Origin of the sequence: Marinobacterium marinum (genome assembly GCF_013868415.1) — a bacterium.
GTDB lineage: Bacteria > Pseudomonadota > Gammaproteobacteria > Pseudomonadales > Balneatricaceae > Marinobacterium > Marinobacterium marinum.
In genome coordinates this window covers 105310-130689 of record NZ_JACEMT010000055.1, presented here as the reverse complement: position 1 = coordinate 130689, position 25380 = coordinate 105310, and the positions used below count along the sequence as shown (strand labels likewise).

General features: G+C 59.5%; 28 protein-coding genes. 18 read left to right on the top strand and 10 right to left on the bottom strand.

Translation table 11 applies throughout. The annotated features are described in order from the left end of the window. Positions 1-17: 17 nt before the first annotated feature. Complete coding sequence (locus H1S06_RS15100; protein ID WP_181741694.1) at positions 18-1007, bottom strand: serine/threonine protein kinase; 990 nt, start codon at positions 1005-1007, stop codon at positions 18-20. A 136-nt stretch (positions 1008-1143) separates the two neighbouring features. On the opposite strand from H1S06_RS15100, the gene H1S06_RS15095 reads away from it, so the two are divergent. Beyond that, a complete protein-coding gene (locus tag H1S06_RS15095) occupies positions 1144-1602 on the top strand; it encodes a YbjN domain-containing protein (RefSeq protein ID WP_181741692.1) in 459 nt (152 codons plus the stop codon). Positions 1603-1629: 27 nt separating this feature from the next. On the opposite strand, the gene gcvA is transcribed toward H1S06_RS15095, so the two are convergent. After that, entirely contained in the window at positions 1630-2520 is an 891-nt protein-coding gene (gene gcvA / locus H1S06_RS15090; protein WP_220183920.1) for a transcriptional regulator GcvA, read from the bottom strand. A gap of 136 nt (positions 2521-2656) precedes the next feature. Here gcvA and H1S06_RS15085 point away from each other — a divergent pair, with 136 nt between their 5' ends. Further along, complete coding sequence (locus tag H1S06_RS15085) at positions 2657-2842, top strand: RSP_7527 family protein (protein WP_181741690.1); 186 nt, start codon at positions 2657-2659, stop codon at positions 2840-2842. 159 nt (positions 2843-3001) lie between these two features. Here the strand turns inward: H1S06_RS15085 and H1S06_RS15080 are convergent, their stop codons facing one another. From H1S06_RS15080 to tkt, 6 genes are all read right to left on the bottom strand, one after another. Continuing rightward, positions 3002-3880: an EamA family transporter gene (locus tag H1S06_RS15080; RefSeq protein ID WP_181741688.1), complete on the bottom strand. Its 879-nt coding sequence runs from the start codon at positions 3878-3880 to the stop codon at positions 3002-3004. A 132-nt stretch (positions 3881-4012) separates the two neighbouring features. Further along, complete coding sequence (locus tag H1S06_RS15075) at positions 4013-4291, bottom strand: hypothetical protein (protein ID WP_181741686.1); 279 nt, start codon at positions 4289-4291, stop codon at positions 4013-4015. Positions 4292-4593: 302 nt separating this feature from the next. Beyond that, positions 4594-5658 carry a class II fructose-bisphosphate aldolase gene (gene fba, locus H1S06_RS15070; protein ID WP_181741684.1) on the bottom strand — a complete coding sequence of 355 codons (1065 nt, stop codon included), beginning with the start codon at positions 5656-5658 and terminating at the stop codon, positions 4594-4596. Between the two features lie 33 nt (positions 5659-5691). Then, positions 5692-6858 (bottom strand): phosphoglycerate kinase, encoded by a 1167-nt coding sequence (locus tag H1S06_RS15065; RefSeq protein WP_181741682.1) that lies wholly within the window; start codon positions 6856-6858, stop codon positions 5692-5694. A 33-nt stretch (positions 6859-6891) separates the two neighbouring features. Further along, positions 6892-7911, bottom strand: coding sequence for a type I glyceraldehyde-3-phosphate dehydrogenase (locus tag H1S06_RS15060; protein ID WP_181741680.1), 1020 nt, complete (start codon positions 7909-7911; stop codon positions 6892-6894). 42 nt (positions 7912-7953) lie between these two features. Then, positions 7954-9948: a transketolase gene (gene tkt, locus H1S06_RS15055; RefSeq protein WP_181741678.1), complete on the bottom strand. Its 1995-nt coding sequence runs from the start codon at positions 9946-9948 to the stop codon at positions 7954-7956. Between the two features lie 339 nt (positions 9949-10287). Between tkt and metK the strand changes: the two genes are divergently transcribed. The 9 genes from metK (at position 10288) to H1S06_RS15010 (ending at position 18146) form a co-directional block, all read left to right on the top strand. Beyond that, positions 10288-11478 carry a methionine adenosyltransferase gene (gene metK / locus H1S06_RS15050; RefSeq protein WP_181741676.1) on the top strand — a complete coding sequence of 397 codons (1191 nt, stop codon included), beginning with the start codon at positions 10288-10290 and terminating at the stop codon, positions 11476-11478. Between the two features lie 126 nt (positions 11479-11604). Next, on the top strand, positions 11605-12333 hold the full coding sequence (locus H1S06_RS15045; RefSeq protein ID WP_181741674.1) for a 16S rRNA (uracil(1498)-N(3))-methyltransferase: 729 nt from the start codon (positions 11605-11607) through the stop codon (positions 12331-12333). Between the two features lie 30 nt (positions 12334-12363). Then, positions 12364-13317 (top strand): glutathione synthase, encoded by a 954-nt coding sequence (gene gshB, locus H1S06_RS15040; protein WP_181741672.1) that lies wholly within the window; start codon positions 12364-12366, stop codon positions 13315-13317. Further along, positions 13314-14261, top strand: a complete 948-nt coding sequence (locus H1S06_RS15035; protein WP_255483150.1) for an energy transducer TonB — start codon at positions 13314-13316, stop codon at positions 14259-14261. Before gshB ends, H1S06_RS15035 begins: the two co-directional genes overlap by 4 nt. Before the next feature lie 33 nt (positions 14262-14294). Beyond that, the gene (locus H1S06_RS15030) at positions 14295-14867 is read left to right on the top strand and encodes a YqgE/AlgH family protein (RefSeq protein ID WP_181741670.1); all 573 of its coding nucleotides are present in this window, start codon (positions 14295-14297) and stop codon (positions 14865-14867) included. A 13-nt stretch (positions 14868-14880) separates the two neighbouring features. Then, a complete protein-coding gene (gene ruvX, locus H1S06_RS15025) occupies positions 14881-15363 on the top strand; it encodes a Holliday junction resolvase RuvX (protein ID WP_181741668.1) in 483 nt (160 codons plus the stop codon). Continuing rightward, complete coding sequence (gene pyrR / locus H1S06_RS15020; protein ID WP_181741666.1) at positions 15338-15847, top strand: bifunctional pyr operon transcriptional regulator/uracil phosphoribosyltransferase PyrR; 510 nt, start codon at positions 15338-15340, stop codon at positions 15845-15847. Before ruvX ends, pyrR begins: the two co-directional genes overlap by 26 nt. A 20-nt stretch (positions 15848-15867) precedes the next feature. Next, a complete protein-coding gene (locus tag H1S06_RS15015) occupies positions 15868-16875 on the top strand; it encodes an aspartate carbamoyltransferase catalytic subunit (RefSeq protein ID WP_181741664.1) in 1008 nt (335 codons plus the stop codon). After that, complete coding sequence (locus tag H1S06_RS15010; protein WP_181741662.1) at positions 16872-18146, top strand: dihydroorotase; 1275 nt, start codon at positions 16872-16874, stop codon at positions 18144-18146. The genes H1S06_RS15015 and H1S06_RS15010 overlap by 4 nt, the downstream gene beginning before the upstream one ends. A gap of 83 nt (positions 18147-18229) precedes the next feature. Here the strand turns inward: H1S06_RS15010 and H1S06_RS15005 are convergent, their stop codons facing one another. After that, positions 18230-19399: a PilT/PilU family type 4a pilus ATPase gene (locus tag H1S06_RS15005; RefSeq protein ID WP_181741660.1), complete on the bottom strand. Its 1170-nt coding sequence runs from the start codon at positions 19397-19399 to the stop codon at positions 18230-18232. A gap of 24 nt (positions 19400-19423) precedes the next feature. Continuing rightward, positions 19424-20458 (bottom strand): type IV pilus twitching motility protein PilT, encoded by a 1035-nt coding sequence (locus H1S06_RS15000; RefSeq protein WP_181741658.1) that lies wholly within the window; start codon positions 20456-20458, stop codon positions 19424-19426. 97 nt (positions 20459-20555) lie between these two features. On the opposite strand from H1S06_RS15000, the gene H1S06_RS14995 reads away from it, so the two are divergent. From H1S06_RS14995 to H1S06_RS14965, 7 genes are all read left to right on the top strand, one after another. Further along, positions 20556-21275, top strand: coding sequence for a YggS family pyridoxal phosphate-dependent enzyme (locus H1S06_RS14995; RefSeq protein WP_181741656.1), 720 nt, complete (start codon positions 20556-20558; stop codon positions 21273-21275). Positions 21276-21292: 17 nt separating this feature from the next. Next, positions 21293-22120: a pyrroline-5-carboxylate reductase gene (gene proC, locus H1S06_RS14990; RefSeq protein WP_181741654.1), complete on the top strand. Its 828-nt coding sequence runs from the start codon at positions 21293-21295 to the stop codon at positions 22118-22120. A gap of 26 nt (positions 22121-22146) precedes the next feature. Continuing rightward, positions 22147-22710, top strand: a complete 564-nt coding sequence (locus H1S06_RS14985; protein WP_181741652.1) for a YggT family protein — start codon at positions 22147-22149, stop codon at positions 22708-22710. Position 22711: 1 nt separating this feature from the next. After that, positions 22712-23011 carry a DUF167 domain-containing protein gene (locus tag H1S06_RS14980; protein ID WP_181741650.1) on the top strand — a complete coding sequence of 100 codons (300 nt, stop codon included), beginning with the start codon at positions 22712-22714 and terminating at the stop codon, positions 23009-23011. A 129-nt stretch (positions 23012-23140) separates the two neighbouring features. Continuing rightward, on the top strand, positions 23141-24316 hold the full coding sequence (metX, locus tag H1S06_RS14975) for a homoserine O-succinyltransferase MetX (RefSeq protein WP_181741648.1): 1176 nt from the start codon (positions 23141-23143) through the stop codon (positions 24314-24316). Continuing rightward, positions 24306-24896 carry a methionine biosynthesis protein MetW gene (metW, locus tag H1S06_RS14970; protein WP_181741646.1) on the top strand — a complete coding sequence of 197 codons (591 nt, stop codon included), beginning with the start codon at positions 24306-24308 and terminating at the stop codon, positions 24894-24896. The genes metX and metW overlap by 11 nt, the downstream gene beginning before the upstream one ends. Before the next feature lie 25 nt (positions 24897-24921). After that, positions 24922-25374: a DUF4426 domain-containing protein gene (locus H1S06_RS14965; RefSeq protein ID WP_181741644.1), complete on the top strand. Its 453-nt coding sequence runs from the start codon at positions 24922-24924 to the stop codon at positions 25372-25374. Positions 25375-25380: the final 6 nt, after the last annotated feature.

The window sequence follows — 25380 nt, the reverse complement described above, 5'->3', positions numbered from 1 at the left end:
ACCTGCTGCAGCTGCCCCTAAAGCAGCTGCAGCGGCGGTTCACCCAGTGCACTCAACTGCTCACGCAACTGCAGTATGTGCTCACCCCAGTAGCGCTCCGTGTTGAACCAGGGGAAGTTGCGCGGAAATGCGGGATCCTCCCAACGGCGCGCCAGCCAGGCACTGTAGTTCAGCATGCGCAGCGTTCTCAGCGCTTCGACCAGATGCAGCTCGCGAGGATCAAACTCGGCGAATTCGTTATACCCGTCCAGCACTTCGGACAACTGCAACTGTTGCTGCTGTCGATCATCCCCGGTCAACAGCATCCACAGATCCTGAATCGCCGGTGCCATGCGCGCATCATCGAAGTCGACGAAATTCGGCATATCATCGCGCCAGAGGATATTGCCGCCGTGACAGTCACCGTGTACCCGAATCCGACGCACATCGCCTGCATTCCGATAGCATTGTTCGATTCCGGCCAGAAGATCGGCCCCCAGACTGGTATACGCCGCACGCAGCGAAACGGGAATAAAGGCCTCGGTGATCAATTCAATGCTGTCACGACCGTAGCTCTGAATATCCAGCACCGGCCGCGCCTGAAACGGATGTCGCGCTCCCATCAGGTGAATGCGGCCCAGCGTCTGCCCCAGTTGGTACAGATGATCCGGATCACCCAGCTCGGGGGCTCGACCACCTCGGCGCGGATACAGCGCAAACCGGTAGGACTCGAAACTGAACAGACTGTCGCCATCGGCATTGCGCAGAGGCGCCACCACCGGCAACTCCTGCTCGGCCAGCTCGAAGCAAAACTGATGCTCTTCCAGAATCTGGGCATCGCTCCAGCGTTCGGGACGGTAGAACTTGGCGATCAGCGGCTCGCGCTCATCCAGCCCGACCTGGTAAACCCGGTTCTCGTAACTGTTCAATGCGAGAATACGCCCGTCGCTGAGATGGCCCAGCGATTCGACAGCATCAATAACCCGGTCCGGAGTTAACTGGTAAAACGGCTGACTGTTGTCCAACATGACGCACCTGCATAATAAGTGATGCGCCCATTCTAGCCTTGCCGCCCCCTTATGCTCCAATCCTTTGCCTCTCGGGGTATCTTGCCGGCATCACATACGGAATAATATCCGCTGAAATCAACACATGGAGTGACGAATGAAAGCGATCCCGATAATGCTGCTCACCGCCGGTCTGTGTGCCGCCAACGTTCAGGCGGCCTCTCAGGTAGACGCTACCGACCCGCAACAGATTCTCGAGCTGGCCAAAGGGTTCGGTTCCGCCACCCTTGAGGAGGATGACTACGGCGATCCCCTGATCACCGGCCGCATCAACGGCAGCAAGTACGGCATCTACTTCTACGGCTGTGACGACAACCGCGACTGCACCGACATTCAGTTTTCAGCCGCCTGGAGCGGTTATGACATAACCCTTGAGCAGATCAACGACTGGAACCTGAACAAGCGTTATGGCAAGGCGTATCTGGATGACGATGGCGATCCCACCGTCGAGTTGATCGTCAACTTGAAATATGGCGTCAGCCGCGACAACCTGGACGACACCATCGACTGGTGGAAACTGACCATGACCGAGTTCGAGCAGTTCATCGATGAATAAAGCCGAACGCTGATCACTGTCCGGCACTCACCCGGAGTGCCGGTCCTGCTGCATCTCCAGCAGCATCCAGTCACGGAAGGCTTCCATGCCGTAAGTCAGCTGCCGCTTCTCCTGATACACCAAATAAAATCCTTTCGGCTTGTCCAGGGTAATATCGAAGGGTACTACCAGCTGACCGCTATCCAGCTCCCGCCGAACCAGCGCCCGATCCGCCAACGCCACCCCGATACCTTCAATGGCTGCCGACACGGCCAGTGCCGTACTCGAAAACGACATGGTGCGCGTCAGTCCGGTCGCACGGACACCCAGCTGCTGCAGAATCTGTCGCCACTCCTGCTGCCGCCCCGTCACGTGAATCAGTGTCTTGTGCAACAGGTCCTGAGGCTCTCTGAGCCCCCGGTCACCTTCCGTCAAGGCCGGGCTGCACACGGGCGTAGCCGCCAGATGGCGCAGAAAGTGGATATCCACACCACGCCAGTCCCCTTCCCCGTAGTACACCGCCATATCAGTATCCGAATGTTCGAAGTCCACATAACCGGTCGTGGCGCTGAACCTCAGCTCTACATCCGGATACTGTTCCTGAAAACGGGTAATGCGCGGGACCAGCCAGCGGCTGAGGAAGGCCGGAGCCACACTGATATTGACCGCACTGAGGTTGGGCGACGTCATCAAACGACGCGTAGCACTCTCGACTTCATCCAGTGCCAACTGCACGGACGGCAGGTAGCGTTCTCCGGCCGTGGTCAGACTGACCTGGCGACGCTCGCGTCGAAACAATTTCAAACCTAAAAATTCTTCAAGTGACTTGATCTGATGACTGACCGCTGAAGGGGTCACGCACAGCTCCTCCGCAGCATCGTTGAAGCTTTGGTTACGGGCGGCAGACTCGAAACTGCGCAGAGCGTTGAGGGGTGGCAGGCGACGGATGATGGCTCTCCTGTGACTGTTTAGTTTTTTTCAACTATAGCCTGAAAATCTATCCTTTGTCGCCTCTGACGTTAGACCTTAGTATAAGCCTTGTAAATTCACTACAAATCAGGAGCTCTACTCTAATATGTCCGACTTCAATCGCATGGTAATGACACAAAACGGTCTGGTAGACGTGGATTACTATGTTGAGCAGGCTCGCCGCGAGCGCGCCGAGTTCATCATGAACGGCATCAAGTCACTGGCACGCAGCATCGTGCGCATGTTCAAGCCCCGCCGTCCCCTGGCAGGCGCTTCAGCACTGGTGCACTGAGTAGACGCGGGGGTGGAGTATAAACCTCCACCCCTTCAGTCGACCACTCCAGGGCACACCGCCAGTCCCGTTAACCACCTTTCAAAGCCCGTCACTCCATGACATCCGGCTTTTCACATCTCCCTTTTCTCACCATCATCATCCGCATGACCGGAGGGGTCATACCCATCTGGAACCCGGCCGGAACCAGCGCGGCCATACGGCATTCAGCCAGATCGCGGCCAGAATCACCCCGCCACCCGTCAACAGGCGCAGCAGATCCGCATCTCGATTCCAGATCAGGACATTCACCACCAGTCCCGCCGGAATCAGCGCATTATTCATGATACCCAGCGTACCGGCATCCACTTGGGCGGCGCCACGATTCCAGAAAAAGAAGCCCAGTCCAGAAGCGACCAGTCCCAACCAGGCCAGCACGCTCCAGTGCAACCCCGTCTGCGGCAGCTTTTCCGTACTCCCCAGCAGCAGCCAGGCCGGCAGCACCAATACAAAAGCCCCGATAAAGAAGAAACCGAAACTGTGCCAGCCCTGACGCCCACCCTGGTCATAGTGTTGGCTCAGGTGCGCATAACCCACCTGACCGGCGGCAAACGCCAGATTGGCCAACTGCAGGAGCAGGAACCCCTGCACAAAGCCGGCCCCCACCTGGTCATAACGGATAATGGCAGCACCGATCACGGCCACCAGCGTCGACACCAGCGGTGCCAGACTGAAACGGCGCTGCAGAAGATTGTCGATCAGCGCCACGTACAGCGGTGTGAAAATGGTAAACAGCAGAACTTCGGGAACACTCAGGTGCTCAAAGGACAGGTAAAGGCAGATATAGGTCAGGCCGAACTGCAGCGCACCGCATCCGGCCACCCCCAACATCAGCCCGGCCGGCAAGCGCGCGGGACGCAACAGGGGCACGAACAACGCTCCGGCCAGTACAACACGCGTCAACACGGCAAAATAGCTGTCAACCTGTCCGGCCAGGTATTCACCGATCAGGCTGAATGAAACGGCCCACAACAGGGTGACCGCAATCAGATAGGGCATGGGAGGATCCTTGTAACCGTAAATACCGGCCTAGGATAACCTGCCCGCTGCCCGGACAACATGGGGCCCCTGCCCAACGGCCTCAACTGCGATCACGACACACGACCCGACATACATGATCCTCGCGACAGATCAGCTGCGGGGGTCCATGATCAGTGTTTCGGCATACGGCTGTACCAGGGTCAGCTGAGGACCGGCCTCCAGCACTTCTATCGGCAGCAGCAGGTTTGGGTCCTGTTCGGCCCTCTGCGGTACCGCTTTTACCGGTGCCCCGGTATTCAGCAAATGCGGGTCTTCATCCGTGGTCAACATGACCAGCCGTGGCTCCTTCTGAAACAATAATGGCTGCAGGGCCTTCGGCAAACCGACTACCGCCAGCACGACGGTCAAAACCAGGGTCAGACGTACCATTCTGTTTACTCCTTTCTGTGACAGCTGGTATGTCTAAACAAGTATCGTGCCAATAATAATTTTTTCTTTATAAACAATGAGTTAAAACAATCATTTGAAAGTCATCTCGGGTTCAGCCAGAAACTGCTATGAATCATGAGCAAAAGTGTCGCCATTTGCATGATTCATCCTGCATTCACATTCATGATTATTTAAAATCAATAACTTACGCAGTCTCCAAAAGAAGACAGAGGTCCTCCACGCAACCCTCGGCCATAAAAAAACCCGGCTACAGCCGGGTTCTTACAGCGGTTTCAGGGCTGTCAGTTGATCTTGGCGTCCAGCTCACCGCGCTCATAGCGCTCGGACATCGCTTCCAGCGAAATCGCCTTGATCTTGCTGGCGTGACCGGCAGTACCGAAGGCCTCATAACGGGCGATGCAAATTTCGCTCATCGCCTGCATGGTCGCCTTGAGGAATTTGCGCGGGTCGAATTCGGCCGGGTTCTCGGCCAGGAAGCGACGCACGGCACCGGTAGAGGCCAGACGCAGGTCGGTATCGATGTTGACCTTGCGCACGCCGTACTTGATACCTTCGACGATCTGCTCAACCGGTACACCGTAGGTTTCCGGGATCTCGCCACCAAACTGGTTGATCACGGCCAGCCACTCCTGAGGTACGGAAGAGGAACCGTGCATCACCAGGTGGGTAGTCGGAATACGCTCGTGGATCGCCCTGATGCGATCGATCGCCAGGATATCGCCTGTTGGCGGCTTGGTGAACTTGTAGGCCCCGTGGGAAGTACCGCAGGCAATTGCCAGCGCATCCACATTGGTCGCCTTGACGAAGTCGGCTGCTTCATCCGGGTCAGTCAACATCTGCTCGTGGGTCAGGGTACCCTCGGCACCGATGCCGTCTTCTTCACCGGCCTGTCCGGTTTCCAGAGAACCCAGGCAGCCCAGTTCACCTTCCACGGAAACACCGCAGGCGTGCGCCATCTCAACAGTACGACGGGTCACATCAACGTTGTAGGCGTAATCGGTGGGCGTCTTGCCGTCTTCACCCAGAGAACCATCCATCATCACGGACGAGAAGCCCATGGCAATGGAGCGCTGGCATACCGCCGGGCTGGTACCGTGGTCCTGGTGCATGCACACCGGCACATCCGGGAACTCTTCGATGGCAGCCAGAATCATGTGACGCAGGAAGTTGGAGCCCGCGTATTTGCGCGCACCGGCAGAAGCCTGCACGATCACCGGCGAGTCGGTCTTGGCCGCCGCTTCCATGATCGCACGCATCTGCTCCAGGTTGTTGACGTTGAACGCCGGAATGCCGTAGCCATATTCGGCGGCATGGTCCAGCAGCTGACGCATGGAGATCAAAGCCATGGTTTCACCCTTTGAATTGGTTAATCAAAAATCTTACTTCGCCGCGCGTGCTTCCAATACGGCAACCGCCGGCAGCACCTTGCCTTCCACGAACTCCAGGAAGGCGCCACCGCCGGTGGAGATGTAGGAGATCTTATCAGCGATATCGTATTTATCCACCGCCGCCAGGGTATCGCCACCGCCCGCAATCGAGAATCCTGCACTGTCCGCAATGGCCAGCGACAGGACCTTGGTGCCCTCGCCAAACTGGTCGAATTCAAACACGCCCACCGGGCCATTCCAGATGATGGTGCCGGCGCTGGTCAGCAGTGCCGCCAGGTTCTTGGCAGACTCGGGGCCGATATCCAGGATCATTTCATCGTCGGCTACGTCATCGGCAGACTTGATGATCGCTGCAGCGGACTCGGCAAACTCCTTGGCCACAACCACATCTACCGGCAGCGGGATGTTGACCTTGTCCATCAGCGCCTTGGCGGCCGGAATCAGGTCGTGCTCGCACAGAGACTTGCCTACCGGCTTGCCGGCAGCGGCCAGGAAGGTGTTGGCGATACCGCCGCCGACGATCAGCTGATCGCACTTTTCGGACAGTGCATTGAGCACTTCCAGCTTGGTCGATACCTTGGAGCCACCCACAATGGCGGCCATCGGGCGAGCCGGGTTGTCCAGCGCCTTGGCCAGAGCCTCCAGCTCCTTGGCCAGCAACGGCCCCGCACAGGCAACCGGCGCAAACCGGGCAACCCCGTGAGTCGAAGCCTGGGCACGGTGTGCAGTCCCGAAAGCGTCCATCACGTAGACGTCGCACAGCGCCGCCATTTTTTGCGACAGCGCTTCATCATCCTTTTTCTCGCCGGCATTGAAGCGGACGTTTTCCAGCAGAACCAGTTCACCCTCTTCCACCTCGAAGCCACCGTCCAGCCAGTCCTTGACCAGCGGTACCGGGCGCTGCAGCAGCTTGCTGATATGCTCGGCTACCGGTGCCAGCGAGTATTGCTCTTCGTACTCACCTTCAGTGGGGCGGCCCAGATGGGACATCACCATCACCTTGGCACCGGCTTTCAGCGCCACTTCGATGGTCGGCAGGGAGGCACGGATACGGGCATCGGAGGTTACCTGACCATCCTTGACCGGAACATTAAGGTCTTCACGGATCAGCACGCGCTTGCCGGCCAGATCCAGATCAGTCATCTTCAATACGCTCATAAGAGGAGTTCCTGTTCTTGTTAATTCAGAGATTCAATCCTTGAGCTGCAACCAGTATCCGGAAATATCCAGCATTCGGTTGGCAAACGCCCATTCATTGTCGAACCAGCACAGCAGCTTCAACAGCCGCCCTCGCGATACACGGGTCTGGGTACCGTCCACCACCGCTGAGCGGGGATCGGTATTGAAATCCATCGAGGCGTGAGGCTCTTCGGTATACCCCAGCAACCCCGCCAGCTCATTGTCAGCCGCCGCACGCAGCATGGCATTGACCTCTTGCGGATCGGTATCCCGCTGCAGATTGATCGACAGGTCCATCAACGACACGTTGATCGTCGGCACCCGCACATGCAGGCATTCGAAACGTCCGGCCAGGTGTGGCAGCAGACGATCGATACCACGACTGAGCCCGGTATCCACCGGCACAATCGACTGCATGGCGCTGCGCGCCAGACGCAGATCGGTGCGGTGATAACTGTCGATCACCGGTTGATCGTTCATCGCCGAATGGATGGTGGTCGTCACGCCGCTGTCGATACCGAAATGCCGGTCCAGCCGGTCCAGCACCGGCACCACACAGTTGGTGGTGCAGGAGGCCGCAGAGGCAATACGGTGTTCGGCCCTGAGACTGGACTCGTTGTGTCCGAATATCAGGGTCGCATCGATATCGGGCTGGGCCGGGTGCGAATAGAGCAAACGCTTGGCACCACTGGCCAAATGCCGCTCGGCATCCGCACGGGTTCTGAATGCACCGGAGCATTCCAGCACCAGATCCACATCCAGTTCACCCCAGGGTACCCGTTCGGGTTCTGCCTGGCTGAACACCCGGATACGATCCCCGTTGATCAGCAAGGCTTCGCCGTCATTGCTGACCGGGCCGGGGAAACGGCCGTGCGTGGTGTCATACCGCGTCAGATAGGTCAGCGTATCCAGATCGGACAGTTCATTGATGGCCACCACCTGCAGCTCATGCTGCAGCCCGCGCTGATAGAGCGCCCGCAGCACACCCTGGCCGATACGGCCATAACCATTGATCGCGATTCTGTAGCTCATGCCGGTTGCATGGCCGGGCGTACCGAACGCCCGGCACCCCGCTTACAGCAGGCCTTCAACGGTGCCGACAACATTGTCGACCGTGAAGCCGAACAGTTTGAACAGTTCGCCGGCCGGGGCGGATTCGCCAAAGCTGCGCATGCCGACGATAGCGCCGTTCAGGCCTACATACTTGTACCAGAAGTCGGCGTGAGCCGCTTCCACAGCCACACGTGCAGTCACGGCAGCCGGCAGGACCTGTTCCTTGTACGCGGCCTCCTGCTTGTCGAAACGCTCGGTGCAGGGCATAGACACCACACGAATCTGTTTGCCCTTGGCAGTCAGCACGTCAGCGGCTTCCGTCACCAGTGATACTTCAGAGCCGGTCGCAATCAGAATCGCGTCCGGGGTACCGGCACAGTCACGCAGGATATAGCCACCACGCTCAATGGCGGCGATCTGGTCGGTATCGCGGCTCTGGTGCGGCAGTCCCTGGCGGGAGAAGATCAATGAACTCGGGCCGTCATTGCGCTGCACGGCGGCTTTCCAGGCAACGCCGGACTCTACCGCATCACAGGGACGCCAGGTTTCCATATTCGGGGTCAGGCGCAGGTTGGCGATCTGCTCGATCGGCTGATGCGTCGGGCCGTCTTCACCCAGACCGATGGAATCATGGGTGTAAACGAACAGTGCACGCTGCTTCATCAGCGCCGCCATGCGCACGGCGTTGCGGGCGTATTCCATGAACACCAGGAAGGTGGCACCGTAGGGGATGAAGCCACCGTGCAGCGCGATGCCGTTCATGATCGCGCTCATGCCGAATTCACGGACACCGTAGTGGATGTAGTTGCCGCTGGCATCGTCACGGGTCAGGCCCTTGGAGCCGGACCAGAGGGTCAGGTTGGAACCGGCCAGGTCGGCAGAACCGCCCATGAACTCCGGCAACATCGGACCGAAGGCTTCAATGGCGTTCTGCGAGGCCTTGCGGGAGGCAATGGTGTCACCCTTCTCGGCAACCTGGGCAATCCAGGCATCGGCCTTGTCGGCAAAGTCGGCCGGCAGCTCACCGGACAGACGGCGCAACAGCTCTTCCGCCTGTTCCGGGTAGGCAGCGGTGTAGGCACTCAGACGCTCGTTCCATTCGTTTTCGACACGGGCACCCGCTTCACGCGCATCCCAGTCGGCATAGAGTTCCGCCGGTACTTCAAAGGCGGGATGGGTCCACTGCAGCGCTTCACGCGTCAGTGCAATTTCATCATCACCCAACGGTGCGCCATGGCAGCTTTCCTTGCCCTGCTTGTTCGGGGAACCGAAACCGATCACCGTTTTGCAGCAGATCAGGGTCGGCTGTTCGCCATTGCCGCGCGCCTGCTCGATGGCGGCACGGATCTGATCGCTGTCATGACCGTCAACACCGCGAATCACCTGCCAGCCATAGGCTTCAAAACGTGCCGGCGTATCGTCGGTGAACCAGCCCTCGACTTCACCGTCGATGGAGATGCCGTTGTCATCCCAGAAGGCAATCAGCTTGCCCAGGCCCAGGGTACCGGCCAGTGCGCAGGCTTCATGGGATACACCTTCCATCAGGCAGCCGTCGCCCATGAAGGTATAGGTGTAGTGATCCACGATGTCGTGACCGTCACGGTTGAACTGCGCCGCCAGTGCCTTCTCGGCCACCGCCATGCCCACCGCGTTGGTGATGCCCTGACCCAACGGGCCGGTAGTGGTCTCGACACCCGGGCAATAACTGTATTCCGGGTGACCGGCAGTTTTGCTGTGCAGCTGACGGAAGTTTTTCAGGTCATCGATGTCGACATCGTAGCCGGTCAGGTGCAGCAGCGAGTAGATCAGCATGGAACCGTGGCCATTGGACAGCACGAAGCGGTCACGGTCATACCAGTGCGGGTTGCCGGGGTTGTGTTTCATGAAATCGTTCCACAACACTTCGGCAATATCCGCCATGCCCATGGGGGCACCCGGATGACCGGATTTGGCTTTCTGTACGGCGTCCATGCTCAATGCACGGATGGCATTGGCAAGTTCTCGGCGAGAGGACATCAATCTACTCCTGGGGCTGGACCCAACCTGAGGTTTACGGATTCGGGAAATATAGGGGCGCAATTTTCGCCCAGATGGCGACCGGCTTCAAATCCAAATATGCAAATAGAGCGTTTTTCATGCGGAATACGCAAAATTTTCAAGTAAAAAGCCGTTCGATATTATGCAAGCGGCCAATGCTGGCGTTAGAATAACCGGTTTTGGCAGGCCGTCGAAAATCGATCCACGGCCTTGATAGCGGCTTTCAACGCCCTGTAAACAACCTATCTCAATTTCAGCCCGGCCCGCCTGTTGATGCCGAGTGGCCGCGCCTGACCCTGTGCGAGGATTTTCCCCGGAATGAGCGAATACAGTCTATTCACCTCCGAGTCCGTCTCTGAAGGACATCCGGACAAGATTGCCGACCAGATCTCCGATGCCGTGCTGGACGCGATCATCGCGGAAGACAAGTATGCCCGCGTCGCCTGTGAAACCATGGTCAAGACTGGCGTTGCGATCATTTCCGGCGAGATCAGCACCTCCGCCTGGATTGACCTGGAAGACCTGGTACGCGGCGTCATTTGCGATATCGGCTACACCTCTTCCGACGTCGGCTACGACGGTGAAACCTGTGGCGTGATCAACATCATCGGCAAGCAGTCCGTGGATATTGCCCAGGGTGTCGACCGCAGCCGCCCGGAAGATCAGGGCGCCGGTGACCAGGGCCTGATGTTCGGCTATGCCTCCAACGAAACCGACGTGCTGATGCCCGCGCCGATCACCTTTTCCCACCGTCTGGTGGAGCGCCAGGCGGAAGCGCGCAAGTCCGGTCTGCTGCCCTGGCTGCGCCCCGATGCCAAGTCACAGGTGACCTGCCGTTACGAAAACGGCAAGCCGGTCGCGATCGACGCCGTAGTGCTGTCCACCCAGCACAACCCGGACGTCTCCCAGGCCGATCTGCAGGAAGCGGTACAGGAACTGATCATCAAGCATGTTCTGCCGGCCGAGCTGCTGCACAAGGGGACCCAGTACCACATCAACCCGACCGGCAAGTTCGTCATCGGCGGCCCGGTCGGTGACTGCGGCCTGACCGGCCGCAAGATCATCGTCGACACCTACGGCGGCATGGCCCGTCACGGTGGCGGTGCCTTCTCCGGCAAGGACCCGTCCAAGGTGGACCGTTCTGCAGCCTACGCCGGCCGTTACGTCGCCAAGAACATTGTCGCTGCCGGCCTGGCCGATCGCTGCGAGATCCAGGTGTCCTACGCCATCGGCGTCGCTGAACCGACCTCAGTGTCGATCAATACCTTCGGCACCGGCAAGATCAGCGATGACAAGATCGTTGAACTGGTACGCGAGCATTTCGACCTGCGTCCATACGCGATCACCCGCATGCTCGACCTGCTGCACCCGATGTACCGTCAGACCGCGGCCTATGGCCACTTCGGTCGTAACCCGTTCGAAATGAGCGTTGGCGACGACACCTTCCTGGCCTTCCCCTGGGAGAAGACCGACAAGGCCGACGCCCTGCGTGCTGCCGCCGGGCTCTGATTCCGGACAGCGACACACCCGCATTGTCCATTCGTGAAATCGAATGGACAATGCCCTGCCCACTGGCATCCCTTGCCTGCGATGCGACATAATAGCGGCTTGTTTCCTTGAATCAGCAGGACGCTCATGCGCATACCCCGCGTCTATGAACCCCAGCCGCTTACCGTCGGCACCCTGGTCGAACTGTCCGACACCAGCGTACAGCACCTGGTGCGCGCCCTGCGCCTGCGCGAAGGCGACCTGATCCGTCTGTTCAACGGCGACGGGGCCGAATATACCGCTGCCCTGAGCGCCGTCGATAAACGCCGTGCCAGTGCACAGATCACCGAGGCAGCCCAGCCTGCTGTCGAATCCGGCCTGCAGGTGCATATCGGCCAAACACTGTCACGAGGCGAACGCATGGATTATGCCGTGCAAAAGGCCACCGAAATGGGCGTCGCCAAAATCACGCCACTGACCAGTGAACGCTGCGAAGTGCGCCTGAAGGCGGAGCGCGAGGACAAACGCCTGCGCCACTGGCAGCAGATCGCCATCAGTGCCTGCGAACAGAGCCTGCGCACACGACCACCCGAAATCTTCGACGTCAGCCCGCTGGAACAGTGGATTCACAACGTGGACGCCGAACTCAAGCTGGTGCTGCACCACCACACCGCACAACCGTTGCAGACAATGGACGCGCCATCCTCCGTCGCCGTGCTGATCGGCCCTGAAGGCGGCCTCACCGAAACCGAGGTCGAGGCAGCTCTGGACGCCGGTTTCCAACCGGTCGCCCTTGGCCCTCGCGTCATGCGCACCGAAACGGCCCCGGTCACGGCCTGCGCCATTCTGCAATATCTCTGGGGCGATCTGGGGTAGCACTCTTTCACTCAGTACAGGACATTTGTGATGACAGTCAAAGTCGGCATCGTGATGGACCCCATTGAGGCCATCAGTTACAAGAAAGACAGCTCTCTGGCCATGCTTTGGGCCGCTCAGCGCAAGGGCTGGGAACTGCACTACATGGAGCAGCAACACCTGTTCCTGCGTGACGGTACCGTTAAGGCACAGATGGCGCCACTGAAGGTTGCCATGGATCCGAACGCCTGGTTCGAACGCGGCGATTATGTCATCCGTGACTTGGCCGAGCTGGATGTAATCCTGATGCGCAAGGACCCGCCGTTCGACAACGAATTCATCTACAGCACTCACCTGCTGGCGATGGCGGAAACCCAGGGCACCCTGATCGTCAACCGTACCGGCAGCCTGCGCGATTTCAACGAGAAACTGTTCGCCACCCATTTCCCTCAGTGCTGCCCGCCCGTACTGGTAACCCGTCGCGAAGACCTGTTGCGCCAGTTCCACGCCGAGCACAAGGACGTCATTTTCAAGCCACTGGACGGTATGGGCGGCTCCTCGATTTTTCACATCCGTGAAGACGGAACCAACCTGGGCGTGATTATCGAGACATTGACCGCGCACGGTACGCAAACCATCATGGCGCAGAAATACATCCCCGAGATCAAGGATGGCGACAAGCGCATTCTGATGATCGACGGCGAACCCGTGCCCTATGCACTGGCCCGCATTCCCATGGCCGGCGAGACCCGTGGCAACCTGGCCGCCGGTGGTCGCGGTGAAGGCCGCCCGCTGAGCGATCGGGATCGCTGGATTGCCGAACAGGTCGGCCCCACACTGAAAGCAAAGGGATTGCTGTTCGTCGGCCTGGATGTGATTGGCGATTACCTGACCGAAATCAACGTCACCAGCCCGACCTGTATCCGAGAGCTGGACGACCAGTTTAATCTCGACATCGGCATGCAACTGATGGACTGTATTGAAGGGAAACTGACAGCACGATGAAAACCATGGACGACCGTTTACCACTCTGGCACTACCTGAACAGAGACAGCTTCGGCTTCCTGCTGTTTCTCGCCACCCTGGTTCACGGCGTCCTCGTGCTCATCCTGAGCTTCAGCCTGCCGGATCTGGAACCGCCACAGCAGACACTGGACGTTACCCTGGCTCAGTACCCACAGCAGGAGGCGCCCGAGCAGGCCGACTTTATCGCCCAGCATAACCAGCGTGGCAGCGGCAATTCCGACACGGTCGCCACGCCGTCGACCACGGAAATCGCCCCTCTGTCCAGCGCCGAGTCCCGCGCCCAGGCGCCCCAGCGTGATCCTGAGCCCGCACCGGCTCAGCCCGCACCGGAGACCCCGCCCAGCACCGGCCAGCAAGCCCGGCAGAGTGGCGAAGCAGCCAGCGCCCAACGCGTTCAGGTCGCCCGTGAAACACCGCAAGCCAAACGCCAGGCACCGCAACAGGCCGCTCAGCCGGCACAGCCTCCGGCTCCCCAGCCGGCCAGCTCCACCTCGCTGATGGCGCGCAGCCTGGAAATTGCCAGTCTGCAGGCCAAGCTGGACCTGATCCGCGAGGAACGAGCCAAAAAGCCGCGCGTCCTGCGTCTGACATCGGCGGCAACACGGTCTCACCGCTATGCCAGCTATCTGGACAACTGGCGCCGCCGGGTGGAAACGGTGGGGAACCTGAACTACCCTGAACAGGCTCGCCGCCAAGGGCTGCAAGGCACCCTGCGACTGCTGGTCGCCTTGAACCCCGACGGTCAGGTCATCAACATTGAGGTGTTGGCGTCATCCGGCCACCCGGCTCTGGATGATGCGGCCATTCGCATCGTACAGCTGGCATCACCGTTCCAGAGTTTCCCGGTCGAAATGCGCAAGGAGGCAGAAGTACTTGAAATTATTCGCACCTGGAAATTTGAGAAACAGACGCGAGTGTACTAAGCCTTAACTACTCACTTGACTGGCGGAGGGACCATGCCCATGTCTTTCACTTCGCTTCGCGACCATTTCCTGATCTCGATGCCACACCTGCTGGATGACACTTTTGCCCAGACGGTGATCTACATGTGCGATCACAGTGAATACGGTGCCATGGGCATCGTAGTCAATCGCCCCAGCGGCATCCGCATGTGCGATCTGCTCAATCATCTGGAGCTGGACAATCAGACCGGACTGGAATCCGAACGCCCCGTTTTCAACGGCGGGCCGATGCGCGATGACCGCGGGTTTGTCCTGCATACGCCATCGTCTCGGCACACCTGGCTGTCCTCACACGCCATCAGCGACGACATCTGCCTGACTACCTCGGTCGACATTCTGGAAGCAATTGCCCGCAACCATGGTCCGGAGACGTTTCTGGTCGCACTGGGCCATGCCGGCTGGGGGCCAGAGCAACTGGAACAGGAGATGCGCGACAACCTCTGGTTAAGCTGTCCGGCAAATTCGGATATACTTTTCCACCTGCCACTGGAGGACCGGCTGCAAGCCGCGGCCGCCACGCTGGGCATCAACCTGAACCTGCTGCCGGCTCACGCCGGACACGCCTGATTGAAACGACTGGATGAACAGCGACACCCAACTGGTGCTGGGATTCGATTTCGGCACAACACGTATCGGCCTGGCGATCGGCCAAAGCCTGACCGCCAGCGCCAACCCGATTGACCCCATCCGAGCCCGCGACGGCATGCCCGACTGGGAGGCACTTGATCGCGTCATCTCGCAATGGAAACCGGATATTCTGGTCGTGGGCATTCCGCTCAATATGGACGGCACCATCTCCGAGATGGCTCGCCGGGCACGCAAGTTTGCCAACCGCATCCAGGATCGCTATCAGCTGCCCTGTTTTCTGAGTGACGAGCGCCTGACCACGGCCGAAGCCAAGCGCATTCACCTGGAAGCCGGCGGCGGCACCAACTTCAAGCAGGAATCGGTGGATGGCATTGCCGCCCAACTGATTCTGGAAGACTGGTTCGGCAGTGCCGACCGTATTCCAAGCCACACCCGACTGGAGGATATTTATGGTCTCGGGCACCCTGAGCGTTGATGCACTGCTCGACAAAATGGCGGGCGAAACCCGCGCTCTGATTACCCAGCGCAACCTCAAGGATCCGCTGATGATCGGGATACGCACCGGTGGCGTCTGGCTGGCGGAGCGACTGCACCGGCAACTGGAGCTGACCAGCCCCCTCGGCGTTCTGGACATCAGCTTCTACCGTGATGATTTCACCCAGGTGGGTATGAACCCCAAGGTCCAACCTACACAACTGCCCTGCGCCACCGAAGGTCGCGATATTCTGCTGGTGGACGACGTGATCATGAGCGGCCGTACCATTCGAGCAGCCCTGAACGAGCTGTTCGATTACGGCCGTCCCGCATCGGTCAATCTGATTACCCTGCTGGACCTGCAGCGCCGCGAACTGCCGATCCAGGCCGATGTCATCGGCGGCACCCTGGCGCTGGGTCCCGACCAGCTGGTCAAACTCAATGGCCCCGACCCCCTGACGCTGACCATTCGTCAGCGTGACTGAAACGACAAGAGCATACCACCATGTTTGAGGCTACCGACCCGAACGCAATTCAACTGACACCCGACGGGCAGTTGCGCCATTTCCTGACCATTGAAGGTCTGCCACGCGAACTGCTGACCGAAATTCTTGATACCGCCGATTCGTTCGTCGACATGAGCCAACAGCAGGTCAAGAAGGTCCCCCTGCTGCGAGGCAAAACCGTAGCCAACCTGTTTTTCGAAAACAGCACGCGTACGCTGTCCACCTTCGAGCTGGCCGCCAAGCGCCTGTCCGCGGACGTGTTGAATCTGAATATCAACACCTCCTCGACCAAGAAAGGCGAAACGCTGAAAGACACCCTGATGACGCTGGAAGCGATGCACTCCGACATGTTCGTGGTGCGCCACGCCGACAGCGGTGCGGCACACTTCATCGCCCAGCATGTCACCCCGAACGTGGCCGTGATCAACGCCGGGGATGGCCGTCACGCCCACCCGACCCAGGCGATGCTGGACATGCTGACAATTCGACGCCACAAAGGTGCCTTCGAGCCCCTGACCGTCGCCATTGTCGGCGATATTCTGCATTCCCGCGTCGCCCGCTCCCAGATCCATGCCCTGCGCACCCTTGGGGTCGGCGAAATCCGTGTGATCGCGCCCAAGACCCTGCTGCCGCGTCATATCGAGGCCCTCGGCGTCAAGGTGTATACCGAAATGACCCCCGGCCTGCGCGATGTGGACGTCATCATGATGCTTCGCCTGCAAAAGGAACGCATGCAAAGCGCCCTGCTGCCCAACGAGTCCGAGTTCTACAAGCTGTACGGCCTCAACCGCGACAAGCTGGCCTATGCCAAACCGGATGCCGTGGTCATGCACCCCGGGCCGATCAACCGCGGTGTCGAAATCGAGTCCGAAGTTGCGGATGGTCCGCGTTCCCTGATTCTTGATCAGGTCACCAACGGCATCGCGGTACGCATGGCGGTGATGTCCAAGGCCATGAGTGGCCAGCTGTCCCAGCGCGAAGAGTTGATTCAGGAGGAGCAGGCATGAATATCGTGATTCAGGGCGGCCGCGTCATCGACCCGACCCAGCACTGGGACGAAGTTGCCGACCTCTATGTGCAGGATGGCACCATTGTCGCGCTGGGCCAGGCACCCGAGGAATTCGTCGCCGACGAGGTGATCGATGCCCGGGATCAGGTGGTTTGCCCCGGCCTGATCGACCTCTGCACCAATCTGCGCGAGCCCGGTTTCACCCAGAAGGGCACCATCGCCAGCGAAACCGCGGCGGCCGTCGCCGGTGGCATCACCACCCTGGTCGTAACACCGGACACTCGCCCGATCGTGGAAACCGCAGCCGTCGCCGAACTGATTCAGGACCGTGCTGCCGATCTCGGCTTTGCCCGCGTGCTACCCATGGGCGCCCTGACCCAGGGGCTGGCAGGCGAACAACTGGCTCCCCTGCACGGACTGGCCAGCTCCGGCTGCGTAGCCTTCACCAATATGCGCAACGCCATCCACAACAGCCAGACCCTGCTGCGCTGTCTTGAATATGCAGCGACCCATGATCTGCTGGTGGTTTTCCAGGCTCAGGACAACGCTCTGGCCGGTAACGGCTGCATGCATGATGACACCACCTCCACCCGACTGGGCCTGGTCGGCATCCCGGAAACCGCTGAAACCATTGAGGTTTCCCGCTGCCTGCTGCTGGTCGAACAGACCGGTGTCCGTGCCCATTTCGGCCAGCTGTCCTGTGAACGCTCGGTGCGCCTGATCGAAGCGGCTCGCGAACGCGGCCTGCAGGTCACTGCAGACGTGACGATCCAGAACCTGCTGCTGACCGACGAGTGCGTTAACGGCTTTAATTCGGCCTATCATCTGCAACCGCCCCTGCGCAGCCCGCTGGATCGCGCCGGACTGCGGCAGGGCCTGGTCACGGGAACGATTACGGCGATCTGCTCGGATCACCAGCCCCACGACCCGATTGCCAAGCAGGCCCCCTTCGCGGCAACCGAGCCCGGCATGAGTGGTCTGGAAACCCTGCTGCCCCTGAGCCTGTCGCTGGTGGAACAGCAGCTGATCGAGTTGCCGCAGCTGATCGAGACGCTGACCGCCGCACCAGCCCGGATTCTGGACATTGATGCCGGCACGCTGGAAATCGGCTCCCAGGCGGACATCTGCATCTTCGACCCCGCTGCCGAGTGGACACTGACACCCGAAGCACTGCGGTCGGCCGGCAAGAACACGCCCTTCCTGGGCCAGACCCTGAAGGGTCAGGTCAATGCCACCCTGATGGACGGACGTATCGTGTTCCGCCGCTGATGCTGACAGCACCACCACGACCTACGCAAAAGGGCGGCCCCGCAAGAGCCGCCCTTTTTTGAACCGATCGCCGTACCCGACGCTTACATCTGCCTGACGTTCAACTCGCCGGACAGGTTGAGGTTGTCGTCCTCGTCCTGCAGCGTGAAGCTCGGCAGGTCTGTTTCCTGAGCATCGGCCTTCTTGCTGGTTTCATCATCCAGCTTGATCATCAGGCGCAGGTCGTTGGCCGAGTCGGCATGTGACAGCGCCACCTCGTAAGAAATGATGCCATCGCGATACAGGGCGAACAGCGCCTGGTCAAAGGTTTGCATCCCCAGGTTGGTAGACTTCTTGATCACTTCCTTGATTTCGTGCACCTCGCCCTTGCGGACATGGTCCTGAATCAATGGTGTATTGATCATCACCTCGATGGCCGCTCGACGCCCCTTGCCATCAACGGTCGGCAGCAGCTGCTGCGCCACGATTGCCTTCAGGTTCAATGACATGTCCATCCAGATCTGATCATGATGCTCAGGTCCAAAGAAGGAGATGATACGGTCCAGTGCCTGGTTGGCATTGTTCGCGTGCAGCGTGGCCAGACAGAGGTGGCCGGTTTCCGCAAAGGCCAATGCGTATTTCATGGTATCGGCGGAGCGAATCTCCCCCATCAGGATCACGTCCGGTGCCTGACGCAGCGTATTCTTCAACGCAACCTCAAAGGATTCGGTATCGATCCCCACTTCACGCTGGGTAATGATGCTCTTCTTGTGGTTGTGCACATACTCGATCGGGTCTTCGACCGTAATAATGTGGCCGGCATGGTTGGCGTTGCGGTAGTCGATCATGGAAGCCAGCGAGGTCGACTTACCGGTCGAGGTGCCACCGACGAACAGAATCAGGCCGCGCTTGGTCATCGACAGGTCACGCAGAACCGGCGGCAAATTCAGCTCATCCATACTCGGGATATGGCTGTTGATCGAACGCAGCACCATGCCCGGCGTGTTGCGCTGCATGAACGCGCTGACACGGAAACGGCCAATGCCCGGTGCACTGATGGCAAAGTTGCACTCGTTGGTGCCTTCAAACTCGGCCAGTTGCTTGTCGTTCATTGTGCTGTACACCAGTGCCCGCGTCTGGCTCGGTTTCAGCGTTTCCTTGGTCAGCGGTCGAATGGTGCCGTCCACCTTGATCGACGGAGCCGCACCCGCCGTCACGAACAGGTCGGACGCGCCACGGTCCACCATGACTTTCAAAAGTTGGGTAAAATCCACTGTGTACTCCTGTTTCATCCAACCTTAAAAGGCGGTGGGGTTTTTCGCTTTTTCACGGGCCAGTTCCTTGGAGATGATGCCTTTGTGCAACAGCTCGCTCAATGACTGGTCCAGTGTTTTCATGCCATAGGCGGCACCGGTCTGAATTGCCGAATACATCTGGGCAACCTTGTCTTCACGAATCAGGTTTCGCACCGCCGGGGTGCCGATCATGATTTCATGCGCGGCCACACGACCGCCCTTCATTCGCTTCAACAGTGTCTGGGAAATAACGCCCTGCAGCGATTCCGACAGCATGGAACGCACCATGCCCTTCTCGGCCGCCGGGAACACGTCGATGATACGGTCAATGGTCTTCGCCGCCGAGGTGGTATGCAGGGTTCCAAACACCAGGTGACCGGTTTCCGCTGCGGTCAGTGCCAGCCGGATGGTTTCCAGATCTCGCATCTCGCCCACCAGAATGACGTCCGGGTCTTCACGCAACGCCGAACGCAGGGCGTTGGAGAAGCTGTGTGTATCACGGTGGACTTCACGCTGGTTGATCAGGCATTTCTTGCTTTCGTGCACAAACTCGATCGGGTCTTCGATGGTCAGGATATGATCCGAACGGGTATCGTTCACATAGTCGATCATCGCCGCCAGGGTGGTGCTCTTGCCTGAACCGGTCGGGCCCGTGACCAGCACCAGTCCTCGCGCCTGCTCGGACAGGTCCCGGAACACCTTGCCCATGTCCAGGTCTTCCATGGTCAGTACCTTGCTCGGTACCGTACGAAACACCGCCGCCGCACCACGGTGCTGGTTGAAGGCGTTGACACGGAAACGGGCCAGCTTGGGCACCTCGAACGAGAAATCCGCTTCGAAATTCTCTTCATACTCCTTGCGCTGCCTGTCATTCATAATATCGTAGACAAGCGTGTGTACCTGTTTGTGGCCCAGCGCCGGGAGTTTAATACGCCTCACATCGCCGTCGACACGGATCATGGGAGGCATGCCGGCCGTCAGATGCAAGTCGGAGGCACCCTGTTGCACAGCGAATGACAAAAGTTCTGTAATATCCATAAGCAGTCGAGATCCGAAGCAGCTTCCATTAAACTTTACTGTTCTAGCAGAATAGGCATAACGTGCCAATGACAGCCGTCAGTATTCATGGGTGATTATGTTAGCAGACAAGTATGACAAGGTTCGCCGGCAGATATCGCATGCCTGCCGCGACTGTGGACGAGCGCCCGAAAGCGTTCAATTGCTGGCCGTCAGCAAGACCCGGAATGCGAATGAAATTCGCCAGCTGTACGCCTGCGGTCAGGCCGCCTTTGGCGAAAACTACTTGCAGGAAGCACTGGACAAGATCGACGCCCTGCAGGACCTGCCGCTGGAATGGCACTTCATTGGCCCCATTCAATCAAACAAGACCCGTGCCATCGCCGAGCGGTTCGACTGGGTACACAGCGTCGATCGCCTCAAGATCGCTCGGCGCCTGTCCGAACAGCGCCCGGCAGATCGGCTGCCGCTGAATGTCTGCCTGCAGGTCAACATCAGCAGCGAAGCCAGCAAGTCCGGCTGTTCCGTCGAGGAGCTGCCCGAGCTGGCTCGAGCCGTCGACGCCTTGCCAGGGCTGCGTTTGCGTGGTCTGATGGCGATCCCTGCAGCGGCAACCGATCCGCAGCAACAGCGCCACACCTTTGCTCAGGTGCGTACACAACTGGAAACACTCCAGTCCGAACTGCCGCAGCTGGACACTCTGTCGATGGGCATGTCCGGCGATCTGGAAGCGGCCATCGCCGAAGGCGCTACGCTGGTCCGCGTCGGCACCGCCCTGTTCGGCCCCCGCACCTATGCCACCCCCGGTGCCGACACCCCGGCCACCCCTAACGCATGATTCACAGGAGTCCAACCATGAGCCAACATCCCGTCGTCGCCTTCATCGGTGCCGGTAACATGGCCCGCGCCATCATTGGCGGTCTGCTCGAGAACGGCTTCGCGCCACAGAACATCTGGGCGGCCGAGCCGGATGCTGCCCGTCTGGACGACCTGGCGGCCCAGGGCCTGAACACCACCACCGACAACAACGCCGCCGTTGCCGCCGCTGATCTGGTCGTGCTGGCGGTCAAACCGCAGATCATGCAGGCTGTCGCGACCGATCTGGCCCCGGCCGCCAGTACACATCAGCCACTGTTCGTATCCATTGCCGCCGGAATCGGTCTGGACGCACTGGATCGTTGGCTGGGCGGCAATGCGGCCATCGTACGCTGCATGCCCAACACGCCGTCGCTGGTGCAAACCGGTGCCAGCGGTCTGTTTGCCAACAACCGTGTCAACGCCGTACAGCGGGAGCAGGCCACACAGGTCCTCCAGGCTGTGGGGATTGCCCTGTGGGTCCAGAGCGAAGCTGAGCTGGATGCCGTGACGGCCGTATCCGGTTCGGGCCCCGCCTACTACTTCCTGATGATGGAAGCGATGACGGCGGCCGGCATCAAGCTGGGCCTGAGCGAAGCCACGGCCCGTGAGCTGACCTTGCAAACCGCGCTGGGCGCAGCCCGCATGGCCAGCAGCAGTGATGTGGACGCCGCCGAGCTGCGCCGCCGTGTCACCTCGCCCAATGGCACCACTGAACGCGCCATCAACAGCTTCCAGGCCGGCGGCTTTGAAGCTCTGGTGGAAACCGCACTGACCGCCTGCCGCGACCGCTCGGTCGAGCTGGCCGTTGAACTGTGTAAAGACTGACGATCCATCTGCCGACAGGACCGATCATGGAACAGGACCCGATTACTCTGATTATCAGTCTGGCCGGAGGCATTCTCTCCTTCCTGCTGCTGATGCGCTTTGCGCTGCAACTTTCGCAGGCCGACTACTACAACCCGATCTCTCAATCCGTCGTTCGCCTGACCCAGCCCATTGTGGGCCCGCTGCAGCGAGTACTGCGTCCCAAAGGCCGCTTCGACTTCGCCACCCTGATCGTGGCGCTGGCGGTCAAGGCGATTGCGATTCTGGTATTGATCAAGATGTCGCCCATGTTTGCATCGGCGGGCGGCTCGATCAGTCCGTTGCACCTGCTGATCTTCTCATTGGCGGGTACTCTCAATACTCTGTTAACGATCTACTTCTGGGCGACACTGGGTGCCGTGATCATCAGCTGGATCGCGCCGGACAGCTATCATCCGGCCCCGCAGCTTCTGTTGCAGCTGAGCGAGCCGCTGTTTGCGCTGGCTCGCAAGGTCATCCCGCCCATTGGCGGGCTGGACCTGTCGCCGATTCTGATCTTCCTGCTGATCCAGATCGTGCAGGGCTACCTGAGCGCACTCGTTGTCATCTGATATGAGTGCGCCCTACTATAGCTGGCAGGACGAAGACCTGATCCTGCGCTGCCACCTGCAGCCCAAGGCGTCCCGTGACGAAATTTCCGGGCTGCATGGTGACAGTGTTAAGATCCGTATCGCGGCACCGCCCATTGAGGGGCGGGCCAATGCCGCACTGGTCAAGTTTCTGGCCAAGACTTTCGGCGTCGCCAAACGCGATGTCAGTATCATCAGCGGCGAGCTGGGGCGGGAGAAGCGGGTGCGTATCCACGCACCGGCCAAACTGCCGGACGGGCTCGCGCTTTCAACGAACGAATAGGGATACCACGTTGTTTACAGCCAGGTTTCTGATGCTCTGCCGGGTGTTGCACTACGACATGTGATGCTCGAACCGAGGTGTGCCGACACCATTCCATTCCTTCCTGCATCCTGACGAGTGAGAACCACCATGCCTGCTGTAATTCCCGACGACTGCGTGGGGCTGGTCAGCCCCGAGTGTATCCATTTCGACCACCCACTGGAGCTGAGCTGCGGCCGTACGCTGCGCAGCTGGGATCTGATGATCGAGACCTACGGTGAACTCAACGCGGACCGCTCCAACGCCATTCTGATCTGCCACGCCCTGTCCGGCCATCATCATGTTGCCGGTTACCACAGCATGGACGAGCGTAAACCGGGCTGGTGGGATTCCGCCATCGGCCCCGGCAAGGCCATCGATACCAATCGCTTTTTTGTGGTCGGCGTCAACAATCTGGGCGGCTGTCACGGTTCCACCGGTCCCAACACGCCGAACCCCGAAACCGGCAAACCCTATGGTCCCGACTTCCCGATTTTGACCGTACTCGACTGGGTACACAGCCAGGCTCTGCTGGCCGACCACCTCGGCATCGACCGCTGGGCTGCCGTGGTCGGCGGCAGCCTGGGAGGCATGCAGGCCCTGCAATGGTCCATCAGCTATCCCGAACGCTTGCAGCACTGTGTCGTGATCGCATCAGCCGCCAAGCTCAGTGCCCAGAACATCGCCTTCAACGAAGTCGCCCGCCAGGCGATCAGCAAGGACCCCGAGTTCCACGACGGCCACTACTACGAACACGACACTGTGCCCCGTACCGGCCTGATGCTGGCCCGCATGGTTGGCCATATCACCTATCTGTCCGATGACGGCATGCGTGACAAGTTCGGCCGCGAACTGAAAGACGGCAAGCTCAGTTTCGACTTCAACCCGCAGTTCGAGGTGGAGTCTTATCTGCAGTATCAGGGCGAGCGTTTTTCCTCTTCGTTCGATGCCAATACCTACCTGCTGATGACCAAGGCACTGGATTACTTCGATCCGGCCGGTGAGCAGGGCCACGATCTCGCGGCCGCACTGGAACCCGCGCAATGCCGATATCTGGTCGTTTCATTCACCACCGACTGGCGCTTTTCGCCGGAGCGCTCACGCGAACTGGTGGACGGATTGATCGCCGCCGGCAAGTCGGTCAGCTACGCCGAAATCGATGCGCCTCAAGGACACGACGCCTTCCTGATCCCGATTCCCCGTTACATGGAAGTTTTCAGCGGCTACATGAACCGAATTGCCAACGCCCTGCCCCAGCCAAACGGAGATTCCCGACATGCGCGCTGATCTGGAGATCATCAACGAGTGGATTGCACCCGGTTCCCGAGTGCTGGACCTTGGTTGCGGTGAAGGCGAACTGCTGGCTCACCTGACCAGCGAAAAGCAGGTCACCGGCTATGGTCTGGAAATCGACCATGACAACCTGACCGCCTGTATCGAAAACGGGGTCAATGTCATCGAGAAGGATATTGACGACGGCCTGACCTCCATCGGCAACGCCAGCTTCGATACTGTGGTCATGACCCAGGCCCTGCAGAGCATGCACCGCCCGGACCTGATCGTGGACGAAATGTTGCGCATCGGTCGCGAATGCATCGTCACCTTCCCCAACTTCGCGCACTGGCGCGCGCGCGGCTATCTGGCATTCCGCGGCAAGATGCCCGTGTCCAAGTTTCTGCCCTATACTTGGTACAACACGCCGAATATCCATTTCTGTACATTCAAGGATTTCGAGCAACTCTGCGTTGACCGCAACATCGAAATTCTGGAACGTACCGTGGTCGACCACCAGCACCGCCATCACTGGTGGATCAAGCTGTGGCCCAACATGCTCGGTGAAATTGCCATTTACCGTATCACGCGTTAAGGCATTTGCTATCCAGGAGGACATTATGCGCTTTTACCCTGCAACCCTGAGTCGTCTGCTGGCCGTTGCCGCACTGGCATTCAGCCCGCTTTCCTGGGCCGAACAGGCAATCTCCGACGGCGTCTACGAAATCCATTACAACGCCTTCAATTCCAGTTTTATTACGCCCGAAGTCGCCCAGCAGAACGGGCTGATGCGCAGTAAATACCGGGCACTGGTCAATGTGTCAGTGCTCAAACTGCAGGACGACGGCAGCAAACAGGCCGTGACCGCGATAGTATCGGGTCAGGCAGCCAACCTGATCGGCCAGGCGCAGCAACTGGAATTCAAGAAAATCGACGAAGGCAAGGCGCTGTACTATATCGGGGGCTTCCGGTTTACCGAAGATGAACAGCTGAAGATCAGCCTCAGCGTACAGCCGGACCCCAACAAGCCGGCCTACAATATCGAATTCGATCAGCGTTTTTACGTCGACTGAGACCGT

Coding starts and splice junctions, on each gene's coding strand:
- H1S06_RS15100 (WP_181741694.1), bottom strand. CDS start 1,007: ATGTTGGACAACAGTCAGCCGTTTTACCAGTTAACTCCGGACCGGGTT.
- H1S06_RS15095 (WP_181741692.1), top strand. CDS start 1,144: ATGAAAGCGATCCCGATAATGCTGCTCACCGCCGGTCTGTGTGCCGCC.
- H1S06_RS15085 (WP_181741690.1), top strand. CDS start 2,657: ATGTCCGACTTCAATCGCATGGTAATGACACAAAACGGTCTGGTAGAC.
- H1S06_RS15080 (WP_181741688.1), bottom strand. CDS start 3,880: ATGCCCTATCTGATTGCGGTCACCCTGTTGTGGGCCGTTTCATTCAGC.
- H1S06_RS15075 (WP_181741686.1), bottom strand. CDS start 4,291: ATGGTACGTCTGACCCTGGTTTTGACCGTCGTGCTGGCGGTAGTCGGT.
- fba (WP_181741684.1), bottom strand. CDS start 5,658: ATGGCTTTGATCTCCATGCGTCAGCTGCTGGACCATGCCGCCGAATAT.
- H1S06_RS15065 (WP_181741682.1), bottom strand. CDS start 6,858: ATGAGCGTATTGAAGATGACTGATCTGGATCTGGCCGGCAAGCGCGTG.
- H1S06_RS15060 (WP_181741680.1), bottom strand. CDS start 7,911: ATGAGCTACAGAATCGCGATCAATGGTTATGGCCGTATCGGCCAGGGT.
- tkt (WP_181741678.1), bottom strand. CDS start 9,948: ATGTCCTCTCGCCGAGAACTTGCCAATGCCATCCGTGCATTGAGCATG.
- metK (WP_181741676.1), top strand. CDS start 10,288: ATGAGCGAATACAGTCTATTCACCTCCGAGTCCGTCTCTGAAGGACAT.
- H1S06_RS15045 (WP_181741674.1), top strand. CDS start 11,605: ATGCGCATACCCCGCGTCTATGAACCCCAGCCGCTTACCGTCGGCACC.
- gshB (WP_181741672.1), top strand. CDS start 12,364: ATGACAGTCAAAGTCGGCATCGTGATGGACCCCATTGAGGCCATCAGT.
- H1S06_RS15035 (WP_255483150.1), top strand. CDS start 13,314: ATGAAAACCATGGACGACCGTTTACCACTCTGGCACTACCTGAACAGA.
- H1S06_RS15030 (WP_181741670.1), top strand. CDS start 14,295: ATGCCCATGTCTTTCACTTCGCTTCGCGACCATTTCCTGATCTCGATG.
- ruvX (WP_181741668.1), top strand. CDS start 14,881: ATGAACAGCGACACCCAACTGGTGCTGGGATTCGATTTCGGCACAACA.
- pyrR (WP_181741666.1), top strand. CDS start 15,338: ATGGTCTCGGGCACCCTGAGCGTTGATGCACTGCTCGACAAAATGGCG.
- H1S06_RS15015 (WP_181741664.1), top strand. CDS start 15,868: ATGTTTGAGGCTACCGACCCGAACGCAATTCAACTGACACCCGACGGG.
- H1S06_RS15010 (WP_181741662.1), top strand. CDS start 16,872: ATGAATATCGTGATTCAGGGCGGCCGCGTCATCGACCCGACCCAGCAC.
- H1S06_RS15000 (WP_181741658.1), bottom strand. CDS start 20,458: ATGGATATTACAGAACTTTTGTCATTCGCTGTGCAACAGGGTGCCTCC.
- H1S06_RS14995 (WP_181741656.1), top strand. CDS start 20,556: ATGTTAGCAGACAAGTATGACAAGGTTCGCCGGCAGATATCGCATGCC.
- proC (WP_181741654.1), top strand. CDS start 21,293: ATGAGCCAACATCCCGTCGTCGCCTTCATCGGTGCCGGTAACATGGCC.
- H1S06_RS14985 (WP_181741652.1), top strand. CDS start 22,147: ATGGAACAGGACCCGATTACTCTGATTATCAGTCTGGCCGGAGGCATT.
- H1S06_RS14980 (WP_181741650.1), top strand. CDS start 22,712: ATGAGTGCGCCCTACTATAGCTGGCAGGACGAAGACCTGATCCTGCGC.
- metX (WP_181741648.1), top strand. CDS start 23,141: ATGCCTGCTGTAATTCCCGACGACTGCGTGGGGCTGGTCAGCCCCGAG.
- metW (WP_181741646.1), top strand. CDS start 24,306: ATGCGCGCTGATCTGGAGATCATCAACGAGTGGATTGCACCCGGTTCC.
- H1S06_RS14965 (WP_181741644.1), top strand. CDS start 24,922: ATGCGCTTTTACCCTGCAACCCTGAGTCGTCTGCTGGCCGTTGCCGCA.